The sequence below is a fragment of the Bradyrhizobium arachidis genome (assembly GCF_024758505.1).
Taxonomy (GTDB): Bacteria; Pseudomonadota; Alphaproteobacteria; order Rhizobiales; family Xanthobacteraceae; genus Bradyrhizobium; species Bradyrhizobium manausense_C.
Genome location: NZ_CP077970.1, coordinates 5,975,719 through 5,998,350, shown reverse-complemented (window position 1 = coordinate 5,998,350; position 22,632 = coordinate 5,975,719). Strand labels below are relative to the sequence as shown.

20 protein-coding genes are annotated in these 22,632 nt (G+C 64.3%); 11 read left to right on the top strand and 9 right to left on the bottom strand.

The window, feature by feature from the left end; translation table 11 throughout:
- Positions 1-250: 250 nt before the first annotated feature.
- Positions 251-1,192, top strand: coding sequence for a hypothetical protein (locus tag KUF59_RS27865; RefSeq protein ID WP_212462925.1), 942 nt, complete (start codon positions 251-253; stop codon positions 1,190-1,192).
- Positions 1,193-1,397: 205 nt separating this feature from the next.
- Here KUF59_RS27865 and KUF59_RS27860 read toward each other — a convergent pair whose 3' ends face one another.
- The 4 genes from KUF59_RS27860 to KUF59_RS27845 all read right to left on the bottom strand — a co-directional run bounded on the left by KUF59_RS27860 (position 1,398) and on the right by KUF59_RS27845 (position 4,683).
- Positions 1,398-2,366 carry an IS110 family RNA-guided transposase gene (locus tag KUF59_RS27860; RefSeq protein ID WP_258767225.1) on the bottom strand — a complete coding sequence of 323 codons (969 nt, stop codon included), beginning with the start codon at positions 2,364-2,366 and terminating at the stop codon, positions 1,398-1,400.
- A 325-nt stretch (positions 2,367-2,691) separates the two neighbouring features.
- Complete coding sequence (locus tag KUF59_RS27855) at positions 2,692-3,381, bottom strand: L-2-amino-thiazoline-4-carboxylic acid hydrolase (protein ID WP_212459292.1); 690 nt, start codon at positions 3,379-3,381, stop codon at positions 2,692-2,694.
- A gap of 44 nt (positions 3,382-3,425) precedes the next feature.
- Positions 3,426-3,812 carry a RidA family protein gene (locus KUF59_RS27850; RefSeq protein WP_212459291.1) on the bottom strand — a complete coding sequence of 129 codons (387 nt, stop codon included), beginning with the start codon at positions 3,810-3,812 and terminating at the stop codon, positions 3,426-3,428.
- A 1-nt stretch (position 3,813) separates the two neighbouring features.
- Positions 3,814-4,683: a VOC family protein gene (locus tag KUF59_RS27845; RefSeq protein ID WP_212459290.1), complete on the bottom strand. Its 870-nt coding sequence runs from the start codon at positions 4,681-4,683 to the stop codon at positions 3,814-3,816.
- A gap of 128 nt (positions 4,684-4,811) precedes the next feature.
- On the opposite strand from KUF59_RS27845, the gene KUF59_RS27840 reads away from it, so the two are divergent.
- Positions 4,812-5,429: a LysR family transcriptional regulator gene (locus KUF59_RS27840; RefSeq protein WP_212459289.1), complete on the top strand. Its 618-nt coding sequence runs from the start codon at positions 4,812-4,814 to the stop codon at positions 5,427-5,429.
- 171 nt (positions 5,430-5,600) lie between these two features.
- On the opposite strand, the gene KUF59_RS27835 is transcribed toward KUF59_RS27840, so the two are convergent.
- The 4 genes from KUF59_RS27835 to KUF59_RS27820 are packed head-to-tail and all read right to left on the bottom strand — an operon-like array spanning position 5,601 to position 10,311.
- Entirely contained in the window at positions 5,601-6,314 is a 714-nt protein-coding gene (locus KUF59_RS27835; protein ID WP_212459288.1) for an ABC transporter ATP-binding protein, read from the bottom strand.
- On the bottom strand, positions 6,311-8,080 hold the full coding sequence (locus KUF59_RS27830) for a branched-chain amino acid ABC transporter ATP-binding protein/permease (RefSeq protein WP_212459287.1): 1,770 nt from the start codon (positions 8,078-8,080) through the stop codon (positions 6,311-6,313). The genes KUF59_RS27835 and KUF59_RS27830 overlap by 4 nt, the downstream gene beginning before the upstream one ends.
- The gene (locus tag KUF59_RS27825) at positions 8,077-9,120 is read right to left on the bottom strand and encodes a branched-chain amino acid ABC transporter permease (protein WP_212459286.1); all 1,044 of its coding nucleotides are present in this window, start codon (positions 9,118-9,120) and stop codon (positions 8,077-8,079) included. The genes KUF59_RS27830 and KUF59_RS27825 overlap by 4 nt, the downstream gene beginning before the upstream one ends.
- A gap of 42 nt (positions 9,121-9,162) precedes the next feature.
- Positions 9,163-10,311 (bottom strand): ABC transporter substrate-binding protein, encoded by a 1,149-nt coding sequence (locus tag KUF59_RS27820; RefSeq protein WP_212459285.1) that lies wholly within the window; start codon positions 10,309-10,311, stop codon positions 9,163-9,165.
- A 577-nt stretch (positions 10,312-10,888) separates the two neighbouring features.
- Between KUF59_RS27820 and KUF59_RS27815 the strand changes: the two genes are divergently transcribed.
- Genes KUF59_RS27815 through KUF59_RS27785 form a run of 7 tightly spaced genes read left to right on the top strand, consistent with a single transcriptional unit; the run spans position 10,889 to position 18,244 of the window.
- The gene (locus tag KUF59_RS27815) at positions 10,889-11,671 is read left to right on the top strand and encodes an aspartate/glutamate racemase family protein (RefSeq protein ID WP_212459284.1); all 783 of its coding nucleotides are present in this window, start codon (positions 10,889-10,891) and stop codon (positions 11,669-11,671) included.
- 16 nt (positions 11,672-11,687) lie between these two features.
- On the top strand, positions 11,688-12,116 hold the full coding sequence (locus KUF59_RS27810) for an organic hydroperoxide resistance protein (protein ID WP_309500868.1): 429 nt from the start codon (positions 11,688-11,690) through the stop codon (positions 12,114-12,116).
- Positions 12,117-12,141: 25 nt separating this feature from the next.
- Entirely contained in the window at positions 12,142-13,320 is a 1,179-nt protein-coding gene (locus tag KUF59_RS27805; protein ID WP_212459283.1) for a thiolase family protein, read from the top strand.
- Positions 13,317-14,558 carry an SDR family NAD(P)-dependent oxidoreductase gene (locus KUF59_RS27800; protein WP_212459282.1) on the top strand — a complete coding sequence of 414 codons (1,242 nt, stop codon included), beginning with the start codon at positions 13,317-13,319 and terminating at the stop codon, positions 14,556-14,558. The genes KUF59_RS27805 and KUF59_RS27800 overlap by 4 nt, the downstream gene beginning before the upstream one ends.
- A 34-nt stretch (positions 14,559-14,592) precedes the next feature.
- Positions 14,593-15,375 carry a cyclase family protein gene (locus KUF59_RS27795; RefSeq protein WP_212459281.1) on the top strand — a complete coding sequence of 261 codons (783 nt, stop codon included), beginning with the start codon at positions 14,593-14,595 and terminating at the stop codon, positions 15,373-15,375.
- Positions 15,376-15,430: 55 nt separating this feature from the next.
- Entirely contained in the window at positions 15,431-16,588 is a 1,158-nt protein-coding gene (locus KUF59_RS27790; RefSeq protein ID WP_212459280.1) for an ABC transporter substrate-binding protein, read from the top strand.
- Between the two features lie 24 nt (positions 16,589-16,612).
- Positions 16,613-18,244 carry an ATP-dependent acyl-CoA ligase gene (locus KUF59_RS27785; RefSeq protein ID WP_249140407.1) on the top strand — a complete coding sequence of 544 codons (1,632 nt, stop codon included), beginning with the start codon at positions 16,613-16,615 and terminating at the stop codon, positions 18,242-18,244.
- A gap of 77 nt (positions 18,245-18,321) precedes the next feature.
- On the opposite strand, the gene KUF59_RS27780 is transcribed toward KUF59_RS27785, so the two are convergent.
- Positions 18,322-18,828 (bottom strand): MarR family winged helix-turn-helix transcriptional regulator, encoded by a 507-nt coding sequence (locus KUF59_RS27780; protein ID WP_212459278.1) that lies wholly within the window; start codon positions 18,826-18,828, stop codon positions 18,322-18,324.
- A 274-nt stretch (positions 18,829-19,102) separates the two neighbouring features.
- Between KUF59_RS27780 and KUF59_RS27775 the strand changes: the two genes are divergently transcribed.
- Together KUF59_RS27775 and KUF59_RS27770 are read left to right on the top strand one after the other, a co-directional pair.
- Positions 19,103-21,421: a bifunctional salicylyl-CoA 5-hydroxylase/oxidoreductase gene (locus tag KUF59_RS27775; RefSeq protein WP_212459277.1), complete on the top strand. Its 2,319-nt coding sequence runs from the start codon at positions 19,103-19,105 to the stop codon at positions 21,419-21,421.
- A gap of 16 nt (positions 21,422-21,437) precedes the next feature.
- Complete coding sequence (locus tag KUF59_RS27770; RefSeq protein ID WP_212459276.1) at positions 21,438-22,616, top strand: acyl-CoA dehydrogenase family protein; 1,179 nt, start codon at positions 21,438-21,440, stop codon at positions 22,614-22,616.
- Positions 22,617-22,632 lie beyond the last annotated feature (16 nt).

The window sequence follows — 22,632 nt, the reverse complement described above, 5'->3', positions numbered from 1 at the left end:
CCCAGCTCGGGCGGCCACCCGGGCTGGGCCATTCCTCACGGAACGGCTCAATATAAGCGATCGGGCTAATACAAGGATGGGTAGAGCGCAGCGAAACCCATTAATGATGGCACACACGGCACAGCAGCTCCGTTTGACGTGACGCGCCGCCCAAGCGATGGGTTTCGCAAGAACTCAATCCATCCTACGGGCTTGTAATATGCTAATTTGAGCCGGCACGATCCCGCGTTCTCAGCCTGGACGTTGCACAGTGACCGATGGTCGTCACCCGGCATGGACGGAGGAAAGCCGCTTCCGCGGTGCCATCGACGATGTGATTATCATCCCACTTGTTGTTGTCACGCTCGCCACAAGCAAGACCCTCCGCTTCGTTCTTTCGATCTTGATCCGGATGCTCGACTACGCCTTCCCGCTGGCAATGCAGATTGTCTGGCTTCCGCTCTTCGCGGCCAAGGTTCTCGGCGATGTGATCGTTACCGTCATAAACGGCGCGTTGCGCATCCTTCCCCTATCCGAGGCGAAACGTCGACGATGGAGTAGATCGATTCGCCGGAACTGGTTGTGGTTCCGGCGCAAGATCAGCTATCGGGCGTTCGAACAAGCTGTACATGATACCTTTGAAGGCGGCATGGCATGGGTGTTCAGAAAGTGCCGGCATCTTACGCCGAGCACCGCATTGCTCGTGATCCTGTGCGCAGTACTTTGGCTGCCGATCTCTTTCGGGGCTGCAACGGCGATGCACGCGGTATTGTTTGCCAAGGTCACATCCTGGCCAGCTTGGATGCAACTCTTGCATCCGCTCGCAACGGTCATCGCGAAGAGCAAGCTTTTGGTGCTACCGGTCTACCCGGCTGCCTGGCCGCAGGCCAAAAAACATCCATTCGTTCAATTCGTTTTCAGGGGCTACGAAACCATCAAGTGCGTGTATGTCATCAGAAAATTCGGCTTTCGCTATCGGCAGGCAGAGATTGCCGGAATCGCGGCGGTTGAGCGGCTCGAGCGCACGGCCGGCCTCACCTCGGCGGTGAGGTGGCTGCGCGAGGCGCATGTCGCCGAACATTTCGGCGTCGAAAAGCCCACTCAGGAATTGCGTTCATTCTTCGCGCGATGGTCAATCAAGTTCTCAGCCGAATACTACGAAGCGAAGGAACGGCAAGCCTCGGGCGTCCCATCATCAAACAGCAGCTCGTAGCTCGTAGCAACCATTAAATGGCGGCTGTGCTTTACGCCGTTTAGTCGTCGGCGTCTTCATGATGACGCCGTGCTCGCGTCCGTCAAGGCGTGGCCTGGCGGCAGATCGCGTGAAGTTGGGGCAAACGACGGCCATCCTTGACGGACGCTGCGCGCGACGTCGTGAGGGGCCGTAGGTCGGGACGAAGAAACGCGTCCCGGTCGAACTAAGAAACAGAGAATGATCCCGCCGGCGGTTCGCCGCACCATGGCGTGCCGCGAGCTACCACCGTGTTGGCGAAGATGAGCATCTTCCTGGCGCAGGCAACGAGCGCGCGCTTGTGTTCCTTTCCGGCTGCGGTCAGCCTCCGGTAGAGCTGGATGAGCTGCGGATTCCATCGAAACGATGCAGCCAGTGAAGCGGTATAAAGAGCGCGACGCAGCCGCTTTCGTCCGCCCTCGATATGCCGAACACCGACCTGGTCGCCGCTGTCGTCGTCATAGGGCGCAAGGCCGGCGAGAGCGACAGCTTGCTCCCGCGTGATCCGGCCGATCTCAGGCAGACGCACCAGGATGGCAACGGCGGTCGGCAGCCCGATGCCGGCGACGCTGTTGATCAGCGCGAGCCTCCTGGCAAGGTCGGGATGCTTGCAGATCGAGGCGACCAGAGCCTTGAGTGCGGCCTTCTCACGTTGCTCCAGGCGAGCGATATCCTCGTGCCAGAGCTGGTTAATCCTCACATTGCGGCAGCTCTCGATCCTGTTCTTGAGGCGCGCGATATCCTCGCCGATCTGATCGATCATGGTCAGTTGCTCGGCGAACGGCAGCAACCGAGGATCGGGAGCGGCATGGATCTTCCGCACCGCTGCGGTGCAGGCTGCGATAAGAGCGGCATCGATCTTATCGTTCTTGGCCCGCTGCAAGTGGAATTTGGCATAAGCCCGGACCTGGGCCGGCTGGAACACCACAACCACAAACCGCTTGCGCCGCAGTTCGGCGACGACCGGCTGTTCGTAACCGCCGCTCGCCTCGATGCCAATGCGTTTGACGCGATTCTGTCGCAGCCACGCCGACAAAGCCTCGTGACCTTCCGACGTGTTCTCCACCTGCAGCGGCTCGCGGCGGCCTTCGATCGCCACATCAAGCTTCCGTTTGCCGGTATCGATACCGGCACAGATCGTGATATGCTTGACCATCTTCGTCGATCCCTCCCTTGTTATGCGAACCTAAAGTTCGTTCAACCATTCGGGTCCCGATGAAGTGCCGGTCGCGATCTCGCTACGTCAGACAGCCCTCAAGGCTTCGATGGGTACCGATCCGATCGAACGGCGGCCCAGCTCGGGCGGCCACCCGGGCTGGGCCATTCCTCACGGAACGGCTCAATATAAGCGATCGGGCTAATACAAGGATGGGTAGAGCGTAGCGAAACCCATCAATGATGTACGCACGGACGGCAATGCCGTTTGATGTAATCGCGGCGGCAAGCGATGGGTTTCGCAAGGGCTCAACCCATCCTACGGTCTAATCAGACGCAAGCCGCGAGAATCGGAAATTGCAGTGGCTCGCGCCGCCAGCCAGCGTCTGCGTCCTTTCCAGGTGGATGCCGCGCGTGGCATAGGCGTCGAAATCAAGCCCGCAAATGTTCGGCAGGATTTCCTTGTCTCCATGGCGGCCTGCAAATTTGCAGAAGCCGCATGCCCTGTAGTCGATGCCGAATTCAAAGGTGTCACCCGGGCCCGGCTCGACGAAATCGTAGACGAAATCTTCCGGAAATTCGTTCTGGTGGCTCTCTGTAGCGCTCTTGGCCGCCTGCTCGCGCAGCAAAATCTGGTTCTCTGACGACAGGAATTGACGCCCCGAGGCCAGACGTTCTGCTTCGGGCACCGTCAGCAATTGCGCCTTGTAGGTCTCTCGCTCGATGTCGCCGATCACGGGCAGCGGAACGCCGTGTCGCCGGAGCACCCGGCTGATCGCCATGAAGCCAATGAGACGCATGAAGAAGTCGCTCATGCGACTTACCGCGCCTCCGACATAGGGCATTTGGGTGAGCACGATCTCGAATTCGTTCATCACCTCCTGCCTGATCCCATCCATATCGGTGAGATGCGCGCGCTCGCACAACGTCGCTTCGGCAAGGTCGAGGCGCTGGCGCATGGCGGCCTCCATTGCACCGCGATGCTGTTCGTAAAAGGGATGATTGGTCTCAGCCATTGGACACCTGACACAATTGGTTCATTGCAAGTCGGCGAAGCAGGTCAATCCGCGGCAATCGCTTCGATCTCCAACAACCATTTGCTGTCAACGGTCTCGGCGACCATGACCGTCAATGCAGGCTGATGGTCCCCGAGCATTTTGCGACGAATGGCGCGGTTGGTCACGACCTGACTCCTGTCGGTCAGGAACGTGGTGACCTTGACCAGATGCTCGACGCCAAGGCCGGCGTCGGCGAGCACTGCCATGACGTTGCGCCAGGCCTGCTCGCATTGCGCCTCGAAACCGTCGGGCACGGCGCCGTCGGATCTCTCGGGCACCTGGCCGCTGATGAACAGCAGGCGGCGATGCTGCGTCAATTCAAGTCCCATGCAGTAACCGCCCACGGGAGGGTGGACCGTTGCGGGATTGTGGCTGACGATATGAACCATCTCAGTTCGTCTCCTGTTCGGCGAATTCCAGTGCCAGCCCATGCGAAGCGACGGACGGAACCAGCAGCACGGCGCCCCTGACCTCGAACGCGACGCCGTTACCTTTCAAGGTTCGTGCGGTGGCATCGAGATCGCCGACCGCGATGCGCGCCGCACAAAACCGGGGCGCTCCGCCGCCATCAACGCCCGGCAGCCGGCGCGCTATCTCGGCCGGCCCCAGCACCGTAATCCGGTCGCCGCGCTGGCCGATTGTCAGTCCTTCGGGTACGGGCTCGGCGGTATCTTCCGCGAAGTGCTCGAGGAAGGCTCGGTGTTTCATCGGCTCCGGCGCCGACATCACCACCTCGGTCACGCGCAGGGCGCCGTTGGGGTGACGCTGATACTCCGGCTTCCAGAACAGTTTTGGCGCATGGCGTTGCTGGCAGGTGAAGAAGGCGAGGCCGGGCATCGCGGGATCGGTGGCAAAGGCCAGCGAGAACGCGACGCGCGCCGTGGTCCCGCCCGGCAGCACCGCGTCGCGGCCAAAATCGAACGGCGCATAGGCGCCGATGCCGCGGCTGCGGAAACGCGCCGCGTCGGCGTGGGCGTCGGTGGTGTGCAGGACCAGCATCGACATTCCCTCGGCACTCCCGAGGAATTCGCGATTGTGCGCGGCGAAGCTGAAATGGCCTGATGTGGCCGGCGGCACCGCCGCTGCGTCGGTGACGGCCAATAGCTCGAAGAAATTGTTTTCGAACATCGCCAGCCGGTTGCTGGTTCCGAAGGGGTGCACCCCGGTCGGCGTCAGGGCAAAGCCGAGCCTTTGCCAGTCCAAGGCTGCCTGCGCGAGGTCGTGAACGCAGATGACGAAATGGTCCAGTCGGCGCGGCATGAGAACTCCCTGAGATGAGAACCGACCGTAGCCGCCGACATCGTCGCGGCGCAAAGCATCTTTGCTGCGGTTCAGCGCAAGAAAATCTATTGCAAGGCTACGGCCCATCGGTGTCAAACTCCCGCGCGATGACGTACACACTTCCACCCCTGAACGCGCTGCGCGCCTTCGAGGCCGCCGCGCGGCATCTCAGCTTCAAACTGGCCGCTCACGAGCTGCACGTGACGCCCGCCGCCGTGGGGCAGCAGGTGAAAGCGCTGGAGGCGCGCCTCGGCGTGCAGCTGTTCGAGCGGCTGCATAAGCAGCTCATTCTGACCGCGGCCGGTCAGGCCTATCTGCCCGGGGTCTCCGAAGGATTTCGCCACATCGCGGACGCGACCTCGCAATTGAAGCCGACGGGTAGCGTGCTGCTGCAATTGGGCGTTCATGCCAGCTTCGACCTGCGCCGCCTCGATCTGGCGGCGTTTCGCAGCGCGCATACGGACATCGGTTTGCGGGTGCTACAGCCCGCCGGTTTGCACGAGCTGGTCGAGGGTAAGGTCGATCTGCTGATCGCCCGCGGTCTTGGCCACCATCCGGGCTATCGCTGCGACCGGGTCAATGCGGGATCCGGTCTGGGTGATTGGCTGATTGCCCCTGAAGGCACCGCGGATTGTCCCGAAATCGTCAGCTTCCGCGAATGGCTGCGGGCCTTGCTGGCAGAGAACCCGCTCGCAAACCGCCGCCGCCCTCGGCTGGTCGGATAGCGGACTTGGGAAGTGCTGCGATGATGGCGATATACCCCCGATTTGCCCGACGTGTCAAGATAATTTCGTAAAATACGAAGCTCTCGCGCCGCCACCCGCCGGCTACTGTGCATGGGGTTGTTTCGATGCTTTAGTGGTGCGGCCACAAAGCCCTCCGGCCGAACCCGGTTTTCAGTGCCCGCCGAGATAGGCGGTGATCAGCCGGGGATCGTGGATAAGGTCCTTGGCGGGGCCGGATTGCACGACCTCGCCGGTCTCGAGCACATAGCCGTAATCGGCCGTCTCCAGCGCGGCGCGGGCGTTCTGCTCGACCAGCAGGATCGAGACGCCGAGGTCGCGCAGCGACGCGATGGTGCGAAAGATCTCGCGCACGATCAGCGGCGCGAGGCCCAAGCTCGGCTCGTCCAGCATCAACAGCTTGGGCTTTGCCATCAGCGCGCGCCCGAGCGCGAGCATCTGGCGCTCGCCGCCCGAGAGCGTGCCGGCGGCCTGGCGCTGGCGTTCTTTCAGGCGGGGGAAGCGGTCATAGACCTCGTCCAGCGTCTTCTGGACGCCGGAGCGGTCGCGCAGGCTGTAGGAGCCGAGCAGGAGGTTGTCGGCGACCGACATGTCCGCAAACAGCTCGCGCTTCTCCGGCACCAGGCACAGCCTGCGCTCGACGCGGTCCTCGACGGCCAGTTTTCCGATGTCGTTGCCTTGAAACTCCATGCGGCCGCGCGAAGCCAGCAGGCCGATCGCGGCCATCAGCAGCGTGGTCTTGCCGGCGCCGTTCGGGCCGATCACGGTGACGATCTGGCCTTCCTCGACGGCCAGCGAGACGTTCCGGACAGCCTCGACATTGTCGTAGCAGACGGTCACGTCGGTCATGGAAAACATCGCGGTCATGCGACGCCTCCGAGATAGGCCTCTTGCACACGCTCGTCGCTGCGGATCGCGCTCGGCGGGCCCTCGCAGAGCTTTGAGCCAAAGTCGAGCACGACGATGCGGTCGACCAGCGACATCACGAACTCCATGTCGTGCTCGACGATCAAAATGGTGAGGTGGTCGGCGCGCAGCGAGCGCAAAAGCTCGGCAAGCCGCAGCTTCTCCTGGCGGCGCAGGCCGGCAGCGGGCTCGTCGAGCACCAGCAGGGCGGGGTCGGCTGCGAGCGCGCGCGCGATCTCCAGGATGCGTTGATTGCCGAGGGGGAGATTGCCGGCGAGCTCGAATGGCTTGTCGCCGAGCCCGACGCGTTCGAGTTGTGTCAGCGCCTCGTGCCGGGCGCTGGCTTCCTCGCGCTGGTTGAGGCGGAAGGCGCCCGCAAAGAGACCGGTGCGGGTGCGGGCATAGGTGCCGAGCATGACGTTTTCCAACAGGCTCATGCGGGGCCTGAGTTTGACGTGCTGGAACGTGCGTGCGATGCCGGCCTTGGCGATCCGCGATTGCGCATCGCGCGTGATCGGGCGGCCCGCAAAAACGATCTCGCCCTTGTTGACCCGGAGCGCGCCGGTCAGGCAGTTGAACATCGTGCTCTTGCCGGCGCCGTTCGGACCGATGACCGCAAGGATTTCGCCGGAGCGCACTTCGAAGCTGACATTGTTGACCGCGATGAGGCCGCCGAACCGGCGCTCGGCGCCGTCGACCTTCAGAAGCAGCTCGCCCGGTTTCGGCTGTGACCGGCGCGGCAATGGCGGGGCCGGCTGTGGCCGCTCGCGCTTTGCCTTTGGCAGATAGCGCGCCACGAACGGCACGATGCCCTGCCGCGCCCATTGCAGGAACAGGATGAACAGCGCCGAGAAAGCGACGATCTCGAGTTGGCCCGACGCGCCCTTGGCAATCAGCGGCAGATAGTCCTGCACGCTGTTCTTCAAAAGCGTCACGATGGCCGCGCCGACGACACCGCCGAGCAGGCTGCCCGCGCCGCCGACCATCGACATCATGAGATATTCGATGCCCATGCCGGCGTCGAACGGCCCGGGGCTGATGAAACGGCTGAGGTGGGCGTAGAGCCAGCCGGAGAGCGAGGCGAGAAAGGCCGCGATCACGAAGGTCGCAAGCTTGATCCGGAAGGCGTTGATGCCGAGGCTCTCGACCAGCGTGTTGCCGCCGCGCAGCGCGCGCATGGCACGGCCGAGCCGGGAGTCCAGGAGGTTGTAGCCGAGAACGAGGACGGCGGCGACGATGCCCCAGATCAGGAAATAGATCTGGGAGCTCGTGACGAGGGCGTACGATCCCAAGCTGATCGGCGGGATCGACGAGATGCCGTTGAAGCGGCCGAGCCCCTCGACATTGCCAAAGAGGAAGCCGATGGCGAGGCCCCAGGCGACGGTGGAAAGCGACAGGAAATGGCCCTGAAGCCGCAAGGTGACGACGCCCAGAACGGTCGCGACACCGCAGGTCAACACAACGCCGAACAACAGGCCGAGCCAGGGCGATTGCCCGTTCAGCGCGGACACCCACGCGGTTGCGTAAGCGGCGACGCCGACGAAGGCCGCCTGTCCGAACGACACGATGCCACCGACGCCGGTCAGCAGCGCCAGCCCGATCGCGACCAGCGAATAGATGCCGATATAGTTCATCAGCGTGATGCTGAACGGGCTCAGCACGAAGGGGGCAGCTGCGAGGCACACTACGGCCGCAAGCGCGGCGAGCTGAATCTGGGAGCGCGTCATTCCTCGATCTCCTCCTCGGAATGCAGCGAGGCGAGGGACCGCCAGATCAGGATCGGGATCAGCAGCGAGAACACGATGACGTCCTTCAGCGCACTGCTCTCGAACGAGGCGAAGCTTTCGAGGATGCCGACGCCGACGGCGCCGATCGCAGCGCCGGGATAGCTGGTCATGCCGCCGACGATCGCGCCGACGAAGGCCTTGAGGCCGATCAGGAAGCCGGAGTCGTAGAACACGGTGTTGACGGGCGCGATCAAAATACCGGAGACGCCGGCCATCAGCGAGCCCAGCAGATAAGCGATGGTGCCGGCGCGCGCGGGTCTGATGCCCATCAGGCGAGAGCCGGTCCGGTTCACGGCGGTGGCGCGCAGCGATTTGCCGACCAGCGTGAAGTCGAAGAAGAGATAGAGCAGGCCGCTGAAGACCAGCGCCGCGATCACGATCAGCATGGTCTGGCCCGAGATCAGGACGCCCGCGAACTCCGTCGAGAGCGAGGTTAGCGGTTCGGTCCGCACGCCCTCAGGGCCGAAGAACAGCAGGCCAAGGCCGACAAGCGCAAAGTGCAGCGCCACCGAGACCGTCAGCAGCAGAAGAACCGTGCCGTCGGCGATCGGACGGAACACGATGCGGTCGAGCAGCGGCGAGATCGGCATGATCAGCATCAGCGCGAGGATCAGCCTGACCGCCAGGGGCGGATCCAGCCGCATCGTGAGCCAGGCCGCGCCGACCACGGCGAGGGGAAGCGCCAGATAGAACAGCAGCGCGCGCGGCAGCAGCCGAAGCTCGCCGGCGCGCAGCAGCGAGAGGATCTCGATCAAAGTCGCCAGGCAAGCGAGGATCACGACCAGCGCGCCGGTTCCCGGAAAGCGCTTGGCATCGAGCGCCGCCAGCGTCAGTGCGGTGAACGCCGCGATGTCGCCGAAGGGAATGAAGATGACCCGCGTCACCGTGAAGATGAGGACGGTCCCGATCGCCACCAGCGCATAGACTGCGCCGGTGGCGATCCCGTCGATCCCAAGGATGGCTGCGATGTCGCTCGTCATGGAGACGTGGTTTCCTCGTTCTGGCTGCCCGTTGCCTTCGGACTACGGCGCGTACTTCCAGGCGCCGCCGGTCAGGCGCACGACGACGAGCGCACGCTCGTCGACGCCGGTCACCGCACCGGGCTTGAAGTTGTAGACGGCATGCACGCCCGGCAGCTCCTTGGTGCTGAGGATCGCGTCGCGCAGCGCGGCGCGGAATTCGGCCGTGCCGGGTTTTGCGGTCTTGAGCGCACGCTCGGCGGCATTGGCAAAAATCAGCCAGGCGTCAAAGGAGTAGGCGGAGAAGCCGTCGGTGGTCGGGATGTTGTGGGTCTTCTGGTAGACGGCGCGGAAATCCAGCGCGATCTTCTTGGCAAAATGATCGTCTGGAAGCTGTTCAGCGACGATCACGGGACCGGCGGACACCTGGATGCCGTCGGCCGCCTTGCCGCCGACATTGACGAAGTCTGGATTGACCAGCGCCACCGTGCCGTAGGTGTTGCCCTTGAAGCCGCGCTCGGCAAGCGTCAGGAGCGGCAGCGCGCCTTGCGTGCCGGAGCCGCCGATCAGCACGGCGTCGGGCCGCGGCGCCATCACCTTGAGGATCTGCGCGGTCACCGAGGTGTCGGTGCGGGCGTAGCGTTCGTTGGTCTGGATCTTGATGTCGTCGACGGTTTCGGCCGCCTTGGCGCCGTTGTAGACGAGATCGCCCCAGGCATCGGAGAAGCCGATGTAGCCGATGTTCTTCATCTTATCGCGCTTCATGCGATCGGCGACGATCTTGACCAGCAGCGAGGCCGGCTGCGGCACCGAGACGACCCACTGCTCCGGCGATTCCGGCAGCTTGCCGATCGGGGAGACCGCAATCATCGGCACCTTCAGCTCGCTCGCAACGGCGGCCATGGCGATGGTGGAGGGGGCAGTGGCCGTACCGATGAGGAGGTCGACCTTCTCTTCCTCGACGAGCTTGCGCGCATTGCGAGTGGCGGCCGACGGATCCGAGCCGTCATCGAGCTGGATCAGGCGGACGGTCTCGCCGCCGATCGTCTTCTTGTATTCATAGGCGGCATTGATGCCGCGCCCGTAGGGAATGCCGATCGATGAGCCGTTGCCGCTCAGCGAGGTCACGAAGCCGATCGTGATGTCGGCCTGCGCGGCCGGCGCCGCCAGCACGCCGGCGGCAAGTGCGAGGAAGCTCAGAGTCTTGCGCATATGCGTTCTCCTCCGTTGATAAAAGGGTATGAAAGCGTTGCTGCAGCGCCGAACAACAGGCGAGGCCAAAAGGAGTTCGTTTCGCTTGATGTCAGCAGCCATGGCGACGCTGGCCGCTCGAATGGCTGACGCATCGGCGTAGACCGGACGATTTGCGAAGCGATGAAAGGTCGTTGCCAAAATCGCGATGTGCGACTGGCGACGCTGCTGCCGCCTGTCCCGGCCCGGCGACTACCCACACGATTGAGTTTCTCAAAATCGGTGCCCTGCAACATCATTGTCATGGCCACCGGCTCCCGACCGGTGGAGGATTACTTAAAGCCTAAAGTAATATCCGTGGCTCCGTCAACAGGTGTCACGGGGCTGTCAGAAAAAAATGTTGCTGCATACAATTTCGCCCGCATCCGCCAAATCCTTCATCACAGACCCCTGAAAAACGGCCGTGCGCGCTGTTGCAGCGCGATGCGCCTCGCGGGCGCCGGCGTGCGTATTTGACGCGCCGATTAGTTTATGGTTGAAATATATTCATCGGCGGCCGACGAACCGATCCTCCCATGAGTGTTTGAGGAGAAGGACGATGCGCATCTTCTGGCAAAGCTTCGTTGATGCGAGCGTGAACGCACCCTACATGGCGCTGCTGTCGGAGTACCTCAACAACATTGCAGCCGCAGGCACGACGATTCACGTCGAGGGGATTTCGCCGCCGGACCGCGAGTTCGGCCGGCTTGCCGAACTGCGTTGCGCCGTGCAGGCCATCGACAACGGCATCGCGGCCGAGGAGAGCGGGTTCGACGCCTTCGTGATGGGACACTTCCAGGATCCCGGCCTCTACGAGCTGCGCTCGGCGCTCGACATTCCCGTGATCGGAACTGGCGAAGCGACGCTGCTTGCGGCCTCGCAACTTGGCCGGCGCCTTGGCCTGGTGACGCTCGATCCCGTGTTCGAGATCTGGCACTACGAGCAGGCCGAGCGTTACGGCATCGGTGACCGCATCGTTCACGTCACCGGTCTCGGCTGCAAGCCGGAGGATTTTGCCAGAGCGTTCGCAGGCGATCAGGCCGCGCACGCCCGCATGATCGAGGATTTCGTCGCCTGCGCGCAGCCGCTGATCGAACGCGGCGCCGACGTCGTGATTCCTGCCGGCGTGCTGCCGGGCCTTCTGATCGGACGGGAGCACGGCCTCAAGATCGGGCATGCGCCCGTCGTCAACTGCGCGGCGGTGGCGCTGAAGAGCGCCGAGATGTGGGTGCAGCTCCGCCAACTCAACGGTACCGAGCCGAGCCGCGGACCGAGCTTCAAGCGCGCCAGTGCCCAGGCGCGGAGTGATTTCCGCGCGCTGCTCGCGCGTAAGGGCAGCTAGAGTCTGGAGACCGGATATGATGACGCCTGAAAAGATTCTCTATGAAACCGAAGTGACGGCAACCGGTGGCCGTGACGGCAAGGCCGCCAGCACCGACGGCCTGTTGTCGGTGTCGCTGTCCCTGCCGAAGTCGATGGGCGGTCCGGGCGGCGAAGGCACCAATCCCGAGCAGCTCTTTGCGGCCGGCTATGCCGCGTGCTTCCTCGGCGCGGTCAAGCTCGTGGCGCGCACAAGGAAGGTCGTACCGTCGGCAGAACCGTCAGTGACCGCGAAGGTCGCGATGGGTCCGGTTCCGGTCGGCTATGCGCTCGCCGTCGAGCTCAAGGTCAATCTTCCGGGAGTCGACAAATCGACCGCGGAATCGGTCGTCGCGGGCGCGCACGAGCGTTGCCCCTATTCGAACGCAACGCGCGGCAATATTGCCGTCAAGCTGACGGTGATCTGAGGCGCATGACCGAGGCAGGCGAGCTGTGACGACTTCGCTGCGCACCCCCTATGACGGCGTCGTGATGGCCGCGCCCGTCACCGTGCCCTATGTGCGCTATTCCATCGAAAGCGCGCAGTGGTGGATCGGCCGCGCGCTCGCCGGGCTCGTCGCGCAGGCCGGCATCAAGGCATCCGATATCGACGGTCTCTGCGTCTCCAGCTTCACCATGGGCACGGACAGCGGCGTCGGCCTGACGCAGCACTTTGGGCTCTGCGTGCGATGGCTGGATACGATTCCGCTCGGCGGTGCCAGCGCGATTGCGGCGTTGCGCAAGGCGGCGCGCGCGGTGCAGGCGCGGGATGCCGACATCGTGGCGTGCATCGCCGGCGACACCAACCACGTCGATTCCTTTCGCCTGACGCTGGAGAATTTCTCGCGCTTCAACCAGGACGCCGTCTACCCCTACGGCGCGGGTGGCGCCAATTCGAGTTTTGCGCTCATTGCCCGCAACTACATGCGGACCTTTGGCATCACGCGCGAGGATATAGGCCAGATCGCGGTGGCCCAACGCGCCAATGCGTTACGCAATCCGCACGCGCTGATGAAGACGCCGCTGACGATCGAGCAATATCTGGCAGCCCGTCCGATTTCCGATCCCATCCACCTCTTCGACTGCGTCATGCCCTGCGCCGGCGCCGAGGCCTTTTTGGTAATGCGGGACGAGACCGCCAAATCGCTGGGGCTGCCTGCTGCAAGACTTCTGTCGACGATCGAGCGGCACAACGCGTTCGCCGACGATCCGATGCAGGTGCGCGGCGGCTGGGCGATGGACATCGGCGAGCTCTATGCGATGGCCGGCGTGAAGGCTGACGATCTCTCGTTCGTGCAGACCTATGACGACTACCCCGTCATCACGATGATGCAGTTCGAGGACCTCGGCTTCTGCGGCAAGGGCGAGGGCGCCGCCTTCGTGCGCGCGCACGACCTCACCATTGACGGCGATTTCCCGCACAACACCTCGGGCGGCCAGCTATCGGCCGGGCAGGCGGGCGCCGCCGGTGCCTATCTCGGGCTGGTCGAAGGGCTGCGGCAGGTCTTGGGAACCGCAGGGCCCACACAGGTGAAGAATGCGAGCCTCGGTTTGGCCTCGGGTTTCGGTATGATCAACTACGATCGCGGACTTGCCTCCGGCGCTGCGATCTTTGCAGGGCCTTCGCGATGATCGATCCGATTGAGCCGCCCAAGCGCAAGAATCCATTGCTGCGGACGCGGCTGCCGACGTCGCCGCCGCGCCCGCGCAGCAGGCGATCGCACGGTTTTACGCGCGCCGCAGCCGAAGGACGCTTCATGCTGCAGCGCTGCGAGGCTTGCGGCGCTTTTGCCTATCCCGCGCGTGAAGCGTGCCCGTCCTGCCTGTCGGCCGATCTTGGATTCGTCGATGCGCCGCGCCGCGGCGTGCTGCTCGCCGAGACCACTGCGCGCGTGCCGAGCGACGTATATTTTCGCGAGCGGGCGCCGTGGCGGATCGGCCTCGTCAAGATGGACTGCGGCCCGACCATCGTTGCGCATCTCCATGCCGACTGCGCGGAGGGCGCGGCTATCAGCATGTCGCTTCAGCTCGACAAGGCCGGCCAGGCGGTGGCCTTTGCCCGACCGGAGGGGGAGACGCCCAACATGGCAGACGACAAGCAGTGGCGTGAGATGACCGCGGATCCAAAATTCAGGCGCGTGCTCGTGACCAATGGCCGGACCGTCGTCGGTCAGGAAGCCGTTGCCGCGTTGAAGGCCGCCGGCGCAAAGACCGTGTTCGTCGGCGTCGCAGAACCGTGGCGGCCGTTTGCCGGTGAAAAGCTGCTGCGCGGGCAGGACGGGATCGAGATCGTCGCGCTCGACGCTGCCGATGAAAAGTCCGCCACCGACCTCGCGGCCGATATCGGCGGCAAGGTCGATATCCTCGTCAACACAACCGAATATGTGCGGCCCGGCGGCCTGCTGGACCGCAAGGGCACGAGCATCGCGCGGGACGAAGTCGACCAGGCCTATCTCGGCTTCATCAATCTTGCGCAGGCCTTTGGGCCGGCGATGCGGATGCGCGGGGCCGACGGCATCAACAACAGTGTCGCCTGGGTCAACATCCTCTCGGTCTATGCCCTCGCGAACTGGCCCGCCTTCGGCGCCTATTCGGCCTCGCAAGCGGCCTGCCTGTCGCTGTCGCATTGCCTTCGCAGCGAGCTGAGGCCCGGCGGCGTCAAGGTCATGAACCTCTTCACCGGTCCCGTCGATACCGAATGGTTCCAGACCGTGCCGCCGCCAAAAGTGGCGCCGCGTGCGATCGCGCTGGCCATAGTGTCGGGGCTCAGGAGCGGACTGGAAGAGATGTATGTCGGGGATGTCGCCGAAGAGATCCGGCAGCGTCTCGCGGCCAATCCGAAAGCACTCGAGCGCGAGCTCGACAGATAAAATCGAAACTTCAACCAAGCCGGAGGACGTGACGATGCAAACCAAGAGTCTCCTGGAGCTGGCAAATGCGGTTTCCTCCGGCGCAGTGCGCGTCGTCGACCTGACTTTTACGCTCAGTCCGGACTTCCCCGTCATCGTGCTGCCGCCGGAGTTCGGCCAAGCCGCACCCGTGCGCATCCAGGAGATCTCGCGTTACGACGGTCGCGGTCCCGCCTGGTACTGGAATAACGTCACCTTCGGCGAGCACACCGGCACGCATTTCGACGCACCGATCCACTGGTTCACCGGCAAGGATCTTCCGAACAACGCGGTCGACACCATGCCGGCCAAGGACATGATCGCGCCGGCCTGCGTCATCGACTGCTCCGCGCAAGCCGCAAAGGACCCGGACTTTTTGCTGACCGTGCCTATTGTCGAGGCCTGGGAAGCCCAACACGGAAAGATTCCCGCGCGTCACTGGGTTCTGCTGCGGACCGACTGGTCCAAGAAGGGTTGGCGCGACTACGCCAATCTCAGGGATGACGGCGCGCATACGCCGGGTCCGAACCCGGCCGTGATGAAGTGGCTGGTCGAGGAGCGCGGCGTCATCGGCTTCGGCACCGAGACCATCGGCACCGATGCCGGGCAGGCCGGACATATGGACCCGCCTTATCCGGCGCATCACTTTCTGCACGGCGCGGGTCGCTACGGTTTGCAGTGCCTCTGCAATCTGGACCAGCTTCCGGCCACCGGCGCGGTCATCGTGGCATCGCCACTCAAGATCCAGAACGGCTCCGGCAGTCCGCTCCGCGTGATCGCTCTGGTCGGGTCGAACTGACGAACGAGTGGCGCTTGCCAATCAGAACAAGAAACACTCACGAAAGACAGGTGCCATGAAGTCAATCAAAAACCTGCTGGCCTCGACCGCGCTGCTCCTCGCCATTCCGCAGGTGGCGCAAGCGGAGATTCTCGTCGGCTTCGTCACCGGCCTTAGCGGGCCAGTGTCGTCGATCGGGATTCCCAACGGCAAGGGGATCGCGGCGGGCCAGGCCTCTATCGGCGAGATCAATGGCGAGAAGCTGCGCATCATCCAGCTCGACGACGGGTCCGATCCGACCGCGTCGACCCGCAACGCGCGCAAGCTCGTCGAACAGGAGAAGGTTGATATTCTCATCGGCACATCAGGCGCGCCGCAGACGCTAGCGATGGCAACCGCCGCGATCGAGATGAAGGTGCCGATGATCGCGGTGTCGCCGATCGCACCCGTGCCGCCTGGCGATGGTGGCCCGTGGGTGGTGCAGACGCCGCAGCCAACGCCTTTGCTCGTCCAGGGCATCGTCGACCATATGAAGGCGCGGGGTCTCAAGACCGTCGCGTTCATCGGCTTCTCCGACGCGTTCGGCGACCTCATGTACAATTCGCTCGAGCAAGCTGCGAAGACGGCCGACATCAAGGTCATCGCCAACGAGCGTTACGCGCGATCCGACTCCTCTGTGACGGCGCAGGTGCTGCGCGCGCTCGCAGCCAAACCCGATGCCATCATGCTCGGTGGCACCGGCACGCCCGGCGCGCTCCCGGTCATTGCGCTCTCCGAACGCGGCTACAAGGGGCCGCTCTACGGCAATCACGGGATGATCAGCGCCGACTTCCTGCGGCTGGCCGGCAAGGCGGCCAACGGCATCATCTGCCCGACCGGGCCGGTCACCGCGGCCGAGCAATTGCCGGCGAGCAATCCGATCCAGAAGGTAGCGCTGGCGTTTCGCTCCGCGTTCGAGAAGGCGAACGGCGAGGCGCCGACCGACTCGTTCTCGTCCTACTCCTTCGACGGCTGGTTGGTGTTTGCCGATGCGGCCAAGCGTGCGATGGCGACCGGCGCCAAGCCGGGTTCGCCGGAATTCCGCACCGCGCTGCGCCAGGCGCTGTTCACGACCAAGGACGTGGTGGGCACGCAAGGCGTCTACACCTATACGCCGGCGGACCGGCATGGCGTCGACGACCGCTCGCGTATCCTGGTTCAGATCGAGGACGGCAAATACAAGTTGCTGCCCTGAGCGAAGGCCGTGACGGAGAGCAATTTGCAGGCAGGAGTCAGAGAGCGCAACGTAGCGCCGGCCTGGTCGCGCGCGGTCGAGCTATTTCCGCCGCCTGATCGTATTCTCTCCACGATCCTCGCACGGCAGGCCGAGCGCTACGGCGATGGCGTCCTGCTGGTCGCCGGCGAGACGCGCTGGACCTATGCACAGACTGCGGCGATCGCGGCCGCATCCGCGCAGACACTGGTCGACGCAGGGATCGAGCCCGGCGAGCGGGTCGCGTTGATGTGTTCGAACCGGCCGGAGTTTCTCCAGGTCTATCTCGGCTGCGCGTGGCTGGGCGCGATCGTCGTCCCGATCAATACGGCGCTGCGCGGCTTCCAGCTTTCGCACATCCTGCGCAATTCGCGTCCCGCGCTGCTCGTCGTCGAAGCGCCGTTCCTTGCCGCCTTCGACACCGTCGATGCGGAGGTCGAGCTGCCGTCGCAGACGTGGGTGATCGGGTCTCCCGCCGAAGCGGCGGCCACACGGCTTTCGCCGATGCCGCTGCCGACTCTCGGAGCAGGAGCACCGGCCGGTGCCGTGCGTCCGGGCGACACCGTCGCCATCCTCTACACGTCGGGCACCACCGGGCCAGCAAAGGGCGTGTGCTGTCCACAGGCGCAACTGTTCTGGTGGGGGATCTATTCGGCGCGCGCGCTTGGCATCAGCGAAGGCGACGTGCTGTTCACGACGCTGCCGCTGTTTCATACCAATGCGCTGAACGCGTTCTATCAGGCCGTCCTGAACGGCTGCACCTATGTGCTGGAGCCAAAGTTTTCCGCATCCGGCTTCTGGGCCGCGGCGCGTCGACACGAGGCGACAGTCGGCTATCTGCTCGGCGCCATGGCCTCGATGCTGCTGGCGCAGCCGGCAACTGCCGACGACTCCGCGCACCGGCTTCGCGTTGCGCTTGGCGGCGGTGTGCCGCCGCAGATCCACCATCCCTTCCTCGAACGGTTCGGTGTGCCGCTCGTCGACGGCTACGGCTCGACTGAGACTAACTTTGTGTTCGCAGGCACCATCCCGTCGGACCGTCCGGGGACGATGGGCTACCTCGCCGACGGCATCGAGGCAGGGATCGTGGACGAGAACGATTCGGCTCTCCCGGACGGGCAGGCGGGTGAGCTCGTGCTTCGCGCGAAAGAGCCCTTTGCGTTTGCAACTGGATATTTTGGCATGCCGGAGAAGACGGTCGAGGCGTGGCGAAACCTCTGGTTCCATTCCGGCGATCGCGTCGTGCGCGATTCGGACGGACATTACCGCTTCATCGATCGCATGAAGGATTCGATCCGCAGGCGGGGCGAGAACGTGTCGTCATGGGAGGTCGAGCAGACCATTTCATCCCATCCGGCAGTCGCGGCCTGCGCGATCTATCCGCTGCCGTCGGAGCTGGGTGAGGACGAGGTCGCAGCCGCAATTCTTCTGGAGCCCGGCCAGTCGCTGGAACCCGTGGACATCGTCAGGCATTGCGAAGGGCAGATCGCTTATTTCGCGATTCCCCGCTATGTGCGCATCGTCAGCGCGATGCCGCTGACGGAGAACGGCAAGATCAAGAAGGGTGCGCTCCGCGATGCGGGCGTGACGGCGGATACCTGGGACCGCGAGGTCGCCGGCATCAAGGTACGGCGCTAGAGCATGATCCGGAAAAGTGCGCAGCGGTTTTTCCGATAAGATCATGCTCAAAAAAGAGAGCTAAAGCGCGTCGCGCTTTAGGACTTTTGCAGCGCGTCCCTAACGGCGCCCTTGAGCTCGTCGAGCTCGCCGATCAACCCGTCGAGCCGCTCGGTCGGAAACTCGGCCAACAGTTCGGCGAGCCACGAGCCATGGCTCTTGGCCATGCGCCGGAACGCCTTTCGGCCCTCGACCGTCATGCAGACGATCTGCACGCGCCGGTCCAGGTTCGACGGCGTCCTTGTGATGTAGCCGTCCTCGACCAGGCGATCCACGATCGGCGTGAGGTTGCCGGCCGACACCATCAGACGCTTGGGCAGTTCGCCCAGCACCAGCCCGCTGGGCTCGCGGTCGAGCTGGGCGAGCACGTCGAAGCGGGGCATCGTGAAGTCGAATTCCTCGCGGAACCTTCGCCGCAATTCCCCCTCGATCAGTGTCGTGCAGGCCAGGAGCCGCAGCCACAGCCGGGTCTGGGCCCTGTACTCGGCCTCCTGATCGGCCCCGTTCCTGGGCGAAACGGACGGGGATTCCTTTGCGACTGCCAAATCGATCTCCTGGGTCGGAAAGCCTGTCGGGGCTTTCCTGGGTGGGCAGCAAGATAGTTCGTGCCAAAAGTAATTTCAAGGCTCGCCCGTCCGGGCCACGAATCGGCGCGGGCGGATCCTCAATTCCAAGCTTGTCACCAGACCGATGTTGCAACGGGCCGGCTACCAGCGGGGCCCACCGACAACCGCCTTGACAATCGGTTCGGCGGAGAATTATTTTAGGCTTAAAGTAATTTCGGCCAGCACACGGCGCGACGCGCGAAAGCGAGGGATCATGCGCATAGTCTGTATCGGCGGCGGCCCGGCCGGGCTCTACCTAGGTCTCCTCATGAAGCGGCGGCATCCCGAGCACGTCGTCTCGGTGGTCGAGCGCAACAAGCCCTACGATACGTTCGGGTGGGGCGTGGTGTTTTCCGACGCCATGATGGCCGCGATGCGGATCGCGGACCCCGAAAGCGCCACTGAGATCGAGGACGCATTCAACCATTGGGACGACATCGAGCTCGTCTTCAAGGGGACGCGCCAGCGCACCACCGGCCACGGCTTCATCGGCATCGGGCGCAAGCATCTGCTCAACATCCTGCAGCGGCGCTGCGAGGCGCTCGGCGTCGAGCTCGTCTTCGAGCGCGATGTCGAGTCCGATCTCGAATATCCGGACGCCGACCTGATCGTCGCCTGCGACGGCGTCAACTCGCGCATCCGCGCCCGCTACGCCGAGCAGTTCAAGCCCGACATGGTGATCCGGCCGAACCGATACATCTGGCTTGGCACCAAGAAGGCGTTCGACGCCTTCACCTTTGATTTCCAGAAGACCGAGCATGGCTGGTTCCAGGCGCATATCTACAAGTTCGATGCGGAGACTTCGACCTTCATCATCGAGACCACGGAAGAGGCCTATGAGGCCCACGGGCTCGGCGACATGGATCAGCAGGGCTCGATCGACTTCTGCGAAAAGATCTTTGCCGAGACGCTGGACGGCGCAAGGCTCCTGACCAACGCGCGTCACCTCCGCGGCTCGGCCTGGCTCAATTTCAGCCGGCTGATCTGTGGCAAATGGAGCGTGTTCAATGGCCGCTCTCACGTCGTGCTGATGGGGGACGCCGCGCACACCGCCCATTTCGCCATCGGCTCCGGCACCAAGCTCGCGCTCGACGACGCCATCGAGCTTGCCAACCAGTTCGACCGACACGGCCACGACCGGGCCAGTATTCCGACCGTGCTGGAGGCCTATGAAGAGGTGCGCCGTGTCGACGTCGCGCGGATCCAGAACGCCGCGCGCAACGCCATGGAATGGTTCGAGGTGGTGGGCCGGCGCTATGCCGACACGCTGGAGCCGCCGCAATTCTTCTATTCCATGCTGACGCGCTCGCAGCGCATCAGCCACGAGAATTTGCGCCTGCGCGACCGGACCTGGCTCGAAGGTTTTGAGCGCTGGTTCGCCGCGCGCGCGGGGATCAATGTGCGGGATGGCGAACGGGTGCCGCCGCCGATGCTGACGCCGCACCGCGTGCGCGGCCTGTCGCTCGCGAACCGCATCATGGTCTCGCCGATGGCGATGTATTCGGCGCAGGACGGGCTGCTCAACGACTTTCATATCGCCCATCTCGGCGCACGCGCCATGGGCGGCGCCGGATTGATTTTTGCCGAGATGACCTGCGTCTCGCCGGATGCGCGGATCACGCCGGGCTGTCTCGGGCTGTGGAACGACGCGCAGGCCGCGCAGTGGCGGCGCCTGGTCGATCTCGTCCATGGCGTCGGACACGCCAAGGTGGGCATTCAGCTTGGTCATGCCGGACGCAAGGGTGCGACCAGGGTGCCCTGGGAAGGGATCGATCAACCGCTGGAGTCCGGCGACTGGCCTGTGATCTCCGCGTCGGCTTTGCCGTATCTGCCACACAGCCAGTTGCCGCGCGCGGTGGATCGCAACGACATGGACCGCGTGCGCGACGATTTCGTCGCGGCGACGCGGCGCGCGGCCGGGGCCGGCGTCGAGTGGCTCGAGCTGCACTGCGCCCACGGCTATCTGCTGTCGAGCTTCCTGTCGCCGCTGACCAACCGGCGCACGGACGACTACGGCGGCAGTCACGAAAATCGTGCCCGCTTTCCGCTGGAAGTGTTCCGCGCCATGCGCGACGCATGGCCGTCCGATCGGCCGATGTCGGTGCGTCTGTCGTGCCACGACTGGACCGAGGGCGGCAACATGCCGGCCGATGCGGCGATCTTTGCGGCGATGTTCAAGGACGCCGGCGCCGACGTGATCGACTGCTCGTCGGGACAGGTGTGGAAGGAGGAGCGACCGATCTACGGACGCCTGTTTCAGACGCCGTTCGCCGACTTGATCCGCAACGAGGTCGGCATCGAGACCATCGCGGTCGGCGCGATCTCGGAGGCCGACCACGCCAACTCGATTCTCGCCGCAGGCCGCGCCGATCTCTGCGCCATCGCGCGGCCGCATTTGGCCGATCCCGCCTGGACGCTGCACGAGGCCGCGCGTATCGGCATCACCGCGGTCGAGTGGCCGAAGCAATATCTTTCCGCCAAGGGACAGTACGAAACCAATCTCGCGCGCGCTGCCGCGGCGGCTGCGCAGTAGGCCGGGGAGGTGATCGATGAGCTCCGCTGCAAAAGTCATCAAGCGCGACTGGTTGGACTGGCCGTTCTTCGAGCCGCGTCACCGGACGATAGGCGAGGCGCTTGACCGCTTCGTCCAGTCGGGGGCGCTCGACAAGATCGACCACGATGATGTCGACGGTGCCTGCCGCAAGCTGGTGCGGGCGATGGGGCAGGCGGGTCTGCTCGATTGTGCGGTGGCAGCACCCGATGGCGATGCGGCCACGATCGACTCACGCTCGATCTGCCTGTCGCGCGAGTCGCTCGCCTATGCCGACGGCCTTGCCGATTTTGCTTTCGCCATGCAGGGGCTCGGCTCCGGCGCGATCGCGCTCGGCGGCTCGTCCGAGCTGCGCAAGGCGGTGCTGCCAAAGGTGCGTTCGGGCGAATGGCTCTCGGCTTTTGCCTTGTCGGAGAAGGAGGCGGGCTCTGACGTCGCGGCGATGGCTTGCACGGCGCGCGCCGACGGCAACGATTATGTGATCGACGGGGAGAAGACCTGGATCTCCAATGGCGGCATTGCCGACGTCTACACGCTGTTTGCGCGAACCGGCGAGGCGCCGGGCGCCCGCGGCATCTCGGCCTTCGTTGTGTATCCTGATGATCCCGGGTTCAGCATTGCCGAACGGATCGACGTGATCGCACCGCATCCGCTCGCCACGCTGCGCTTTACGAACTGTCGCATTCCGGCGAGCCGCCGTCTCGGTGCGCCCGGTGGCGGGTTCAAGCTCGCGATGCAGACGCTGGACATTTTTCGCGCGTCGGTCGCGGCGGCCGCCCTTGGCTTCGCACGGCGCGCGCTCGACGAGGCGCTTTCGCATGCGCGCAGCCGGCACATGTTTGGTGCGACGCTCGGCGATCTCCAGCTCACGCAGGCCGCGCTCGGCGACATGGCGACCGACACCGACGCGGCTGCGCTATTGACCTACCGCGCGGCGTGGCGCCGCGACGTCCAGAAGCTGCCGACCACGCGTGAAGCCGCGATGGCAAAACTTACGGCCACCGAGACGGCGCAGCGCGTCATTGACCGCGCCGTGCAGATGTTCGGCGGCCGCGGCGTGCGCAAGGGCGAGGTTGTCGAAAGCCTCTACCGCGAAATCCGCGCGCTGCGCATCTACGAAGGTGCAACCGAAGTCCAGAAACTGATCGTGGCCCGCGAGCTCCTGAAGCCGCGCTGAGATGATAGAGAGAGAT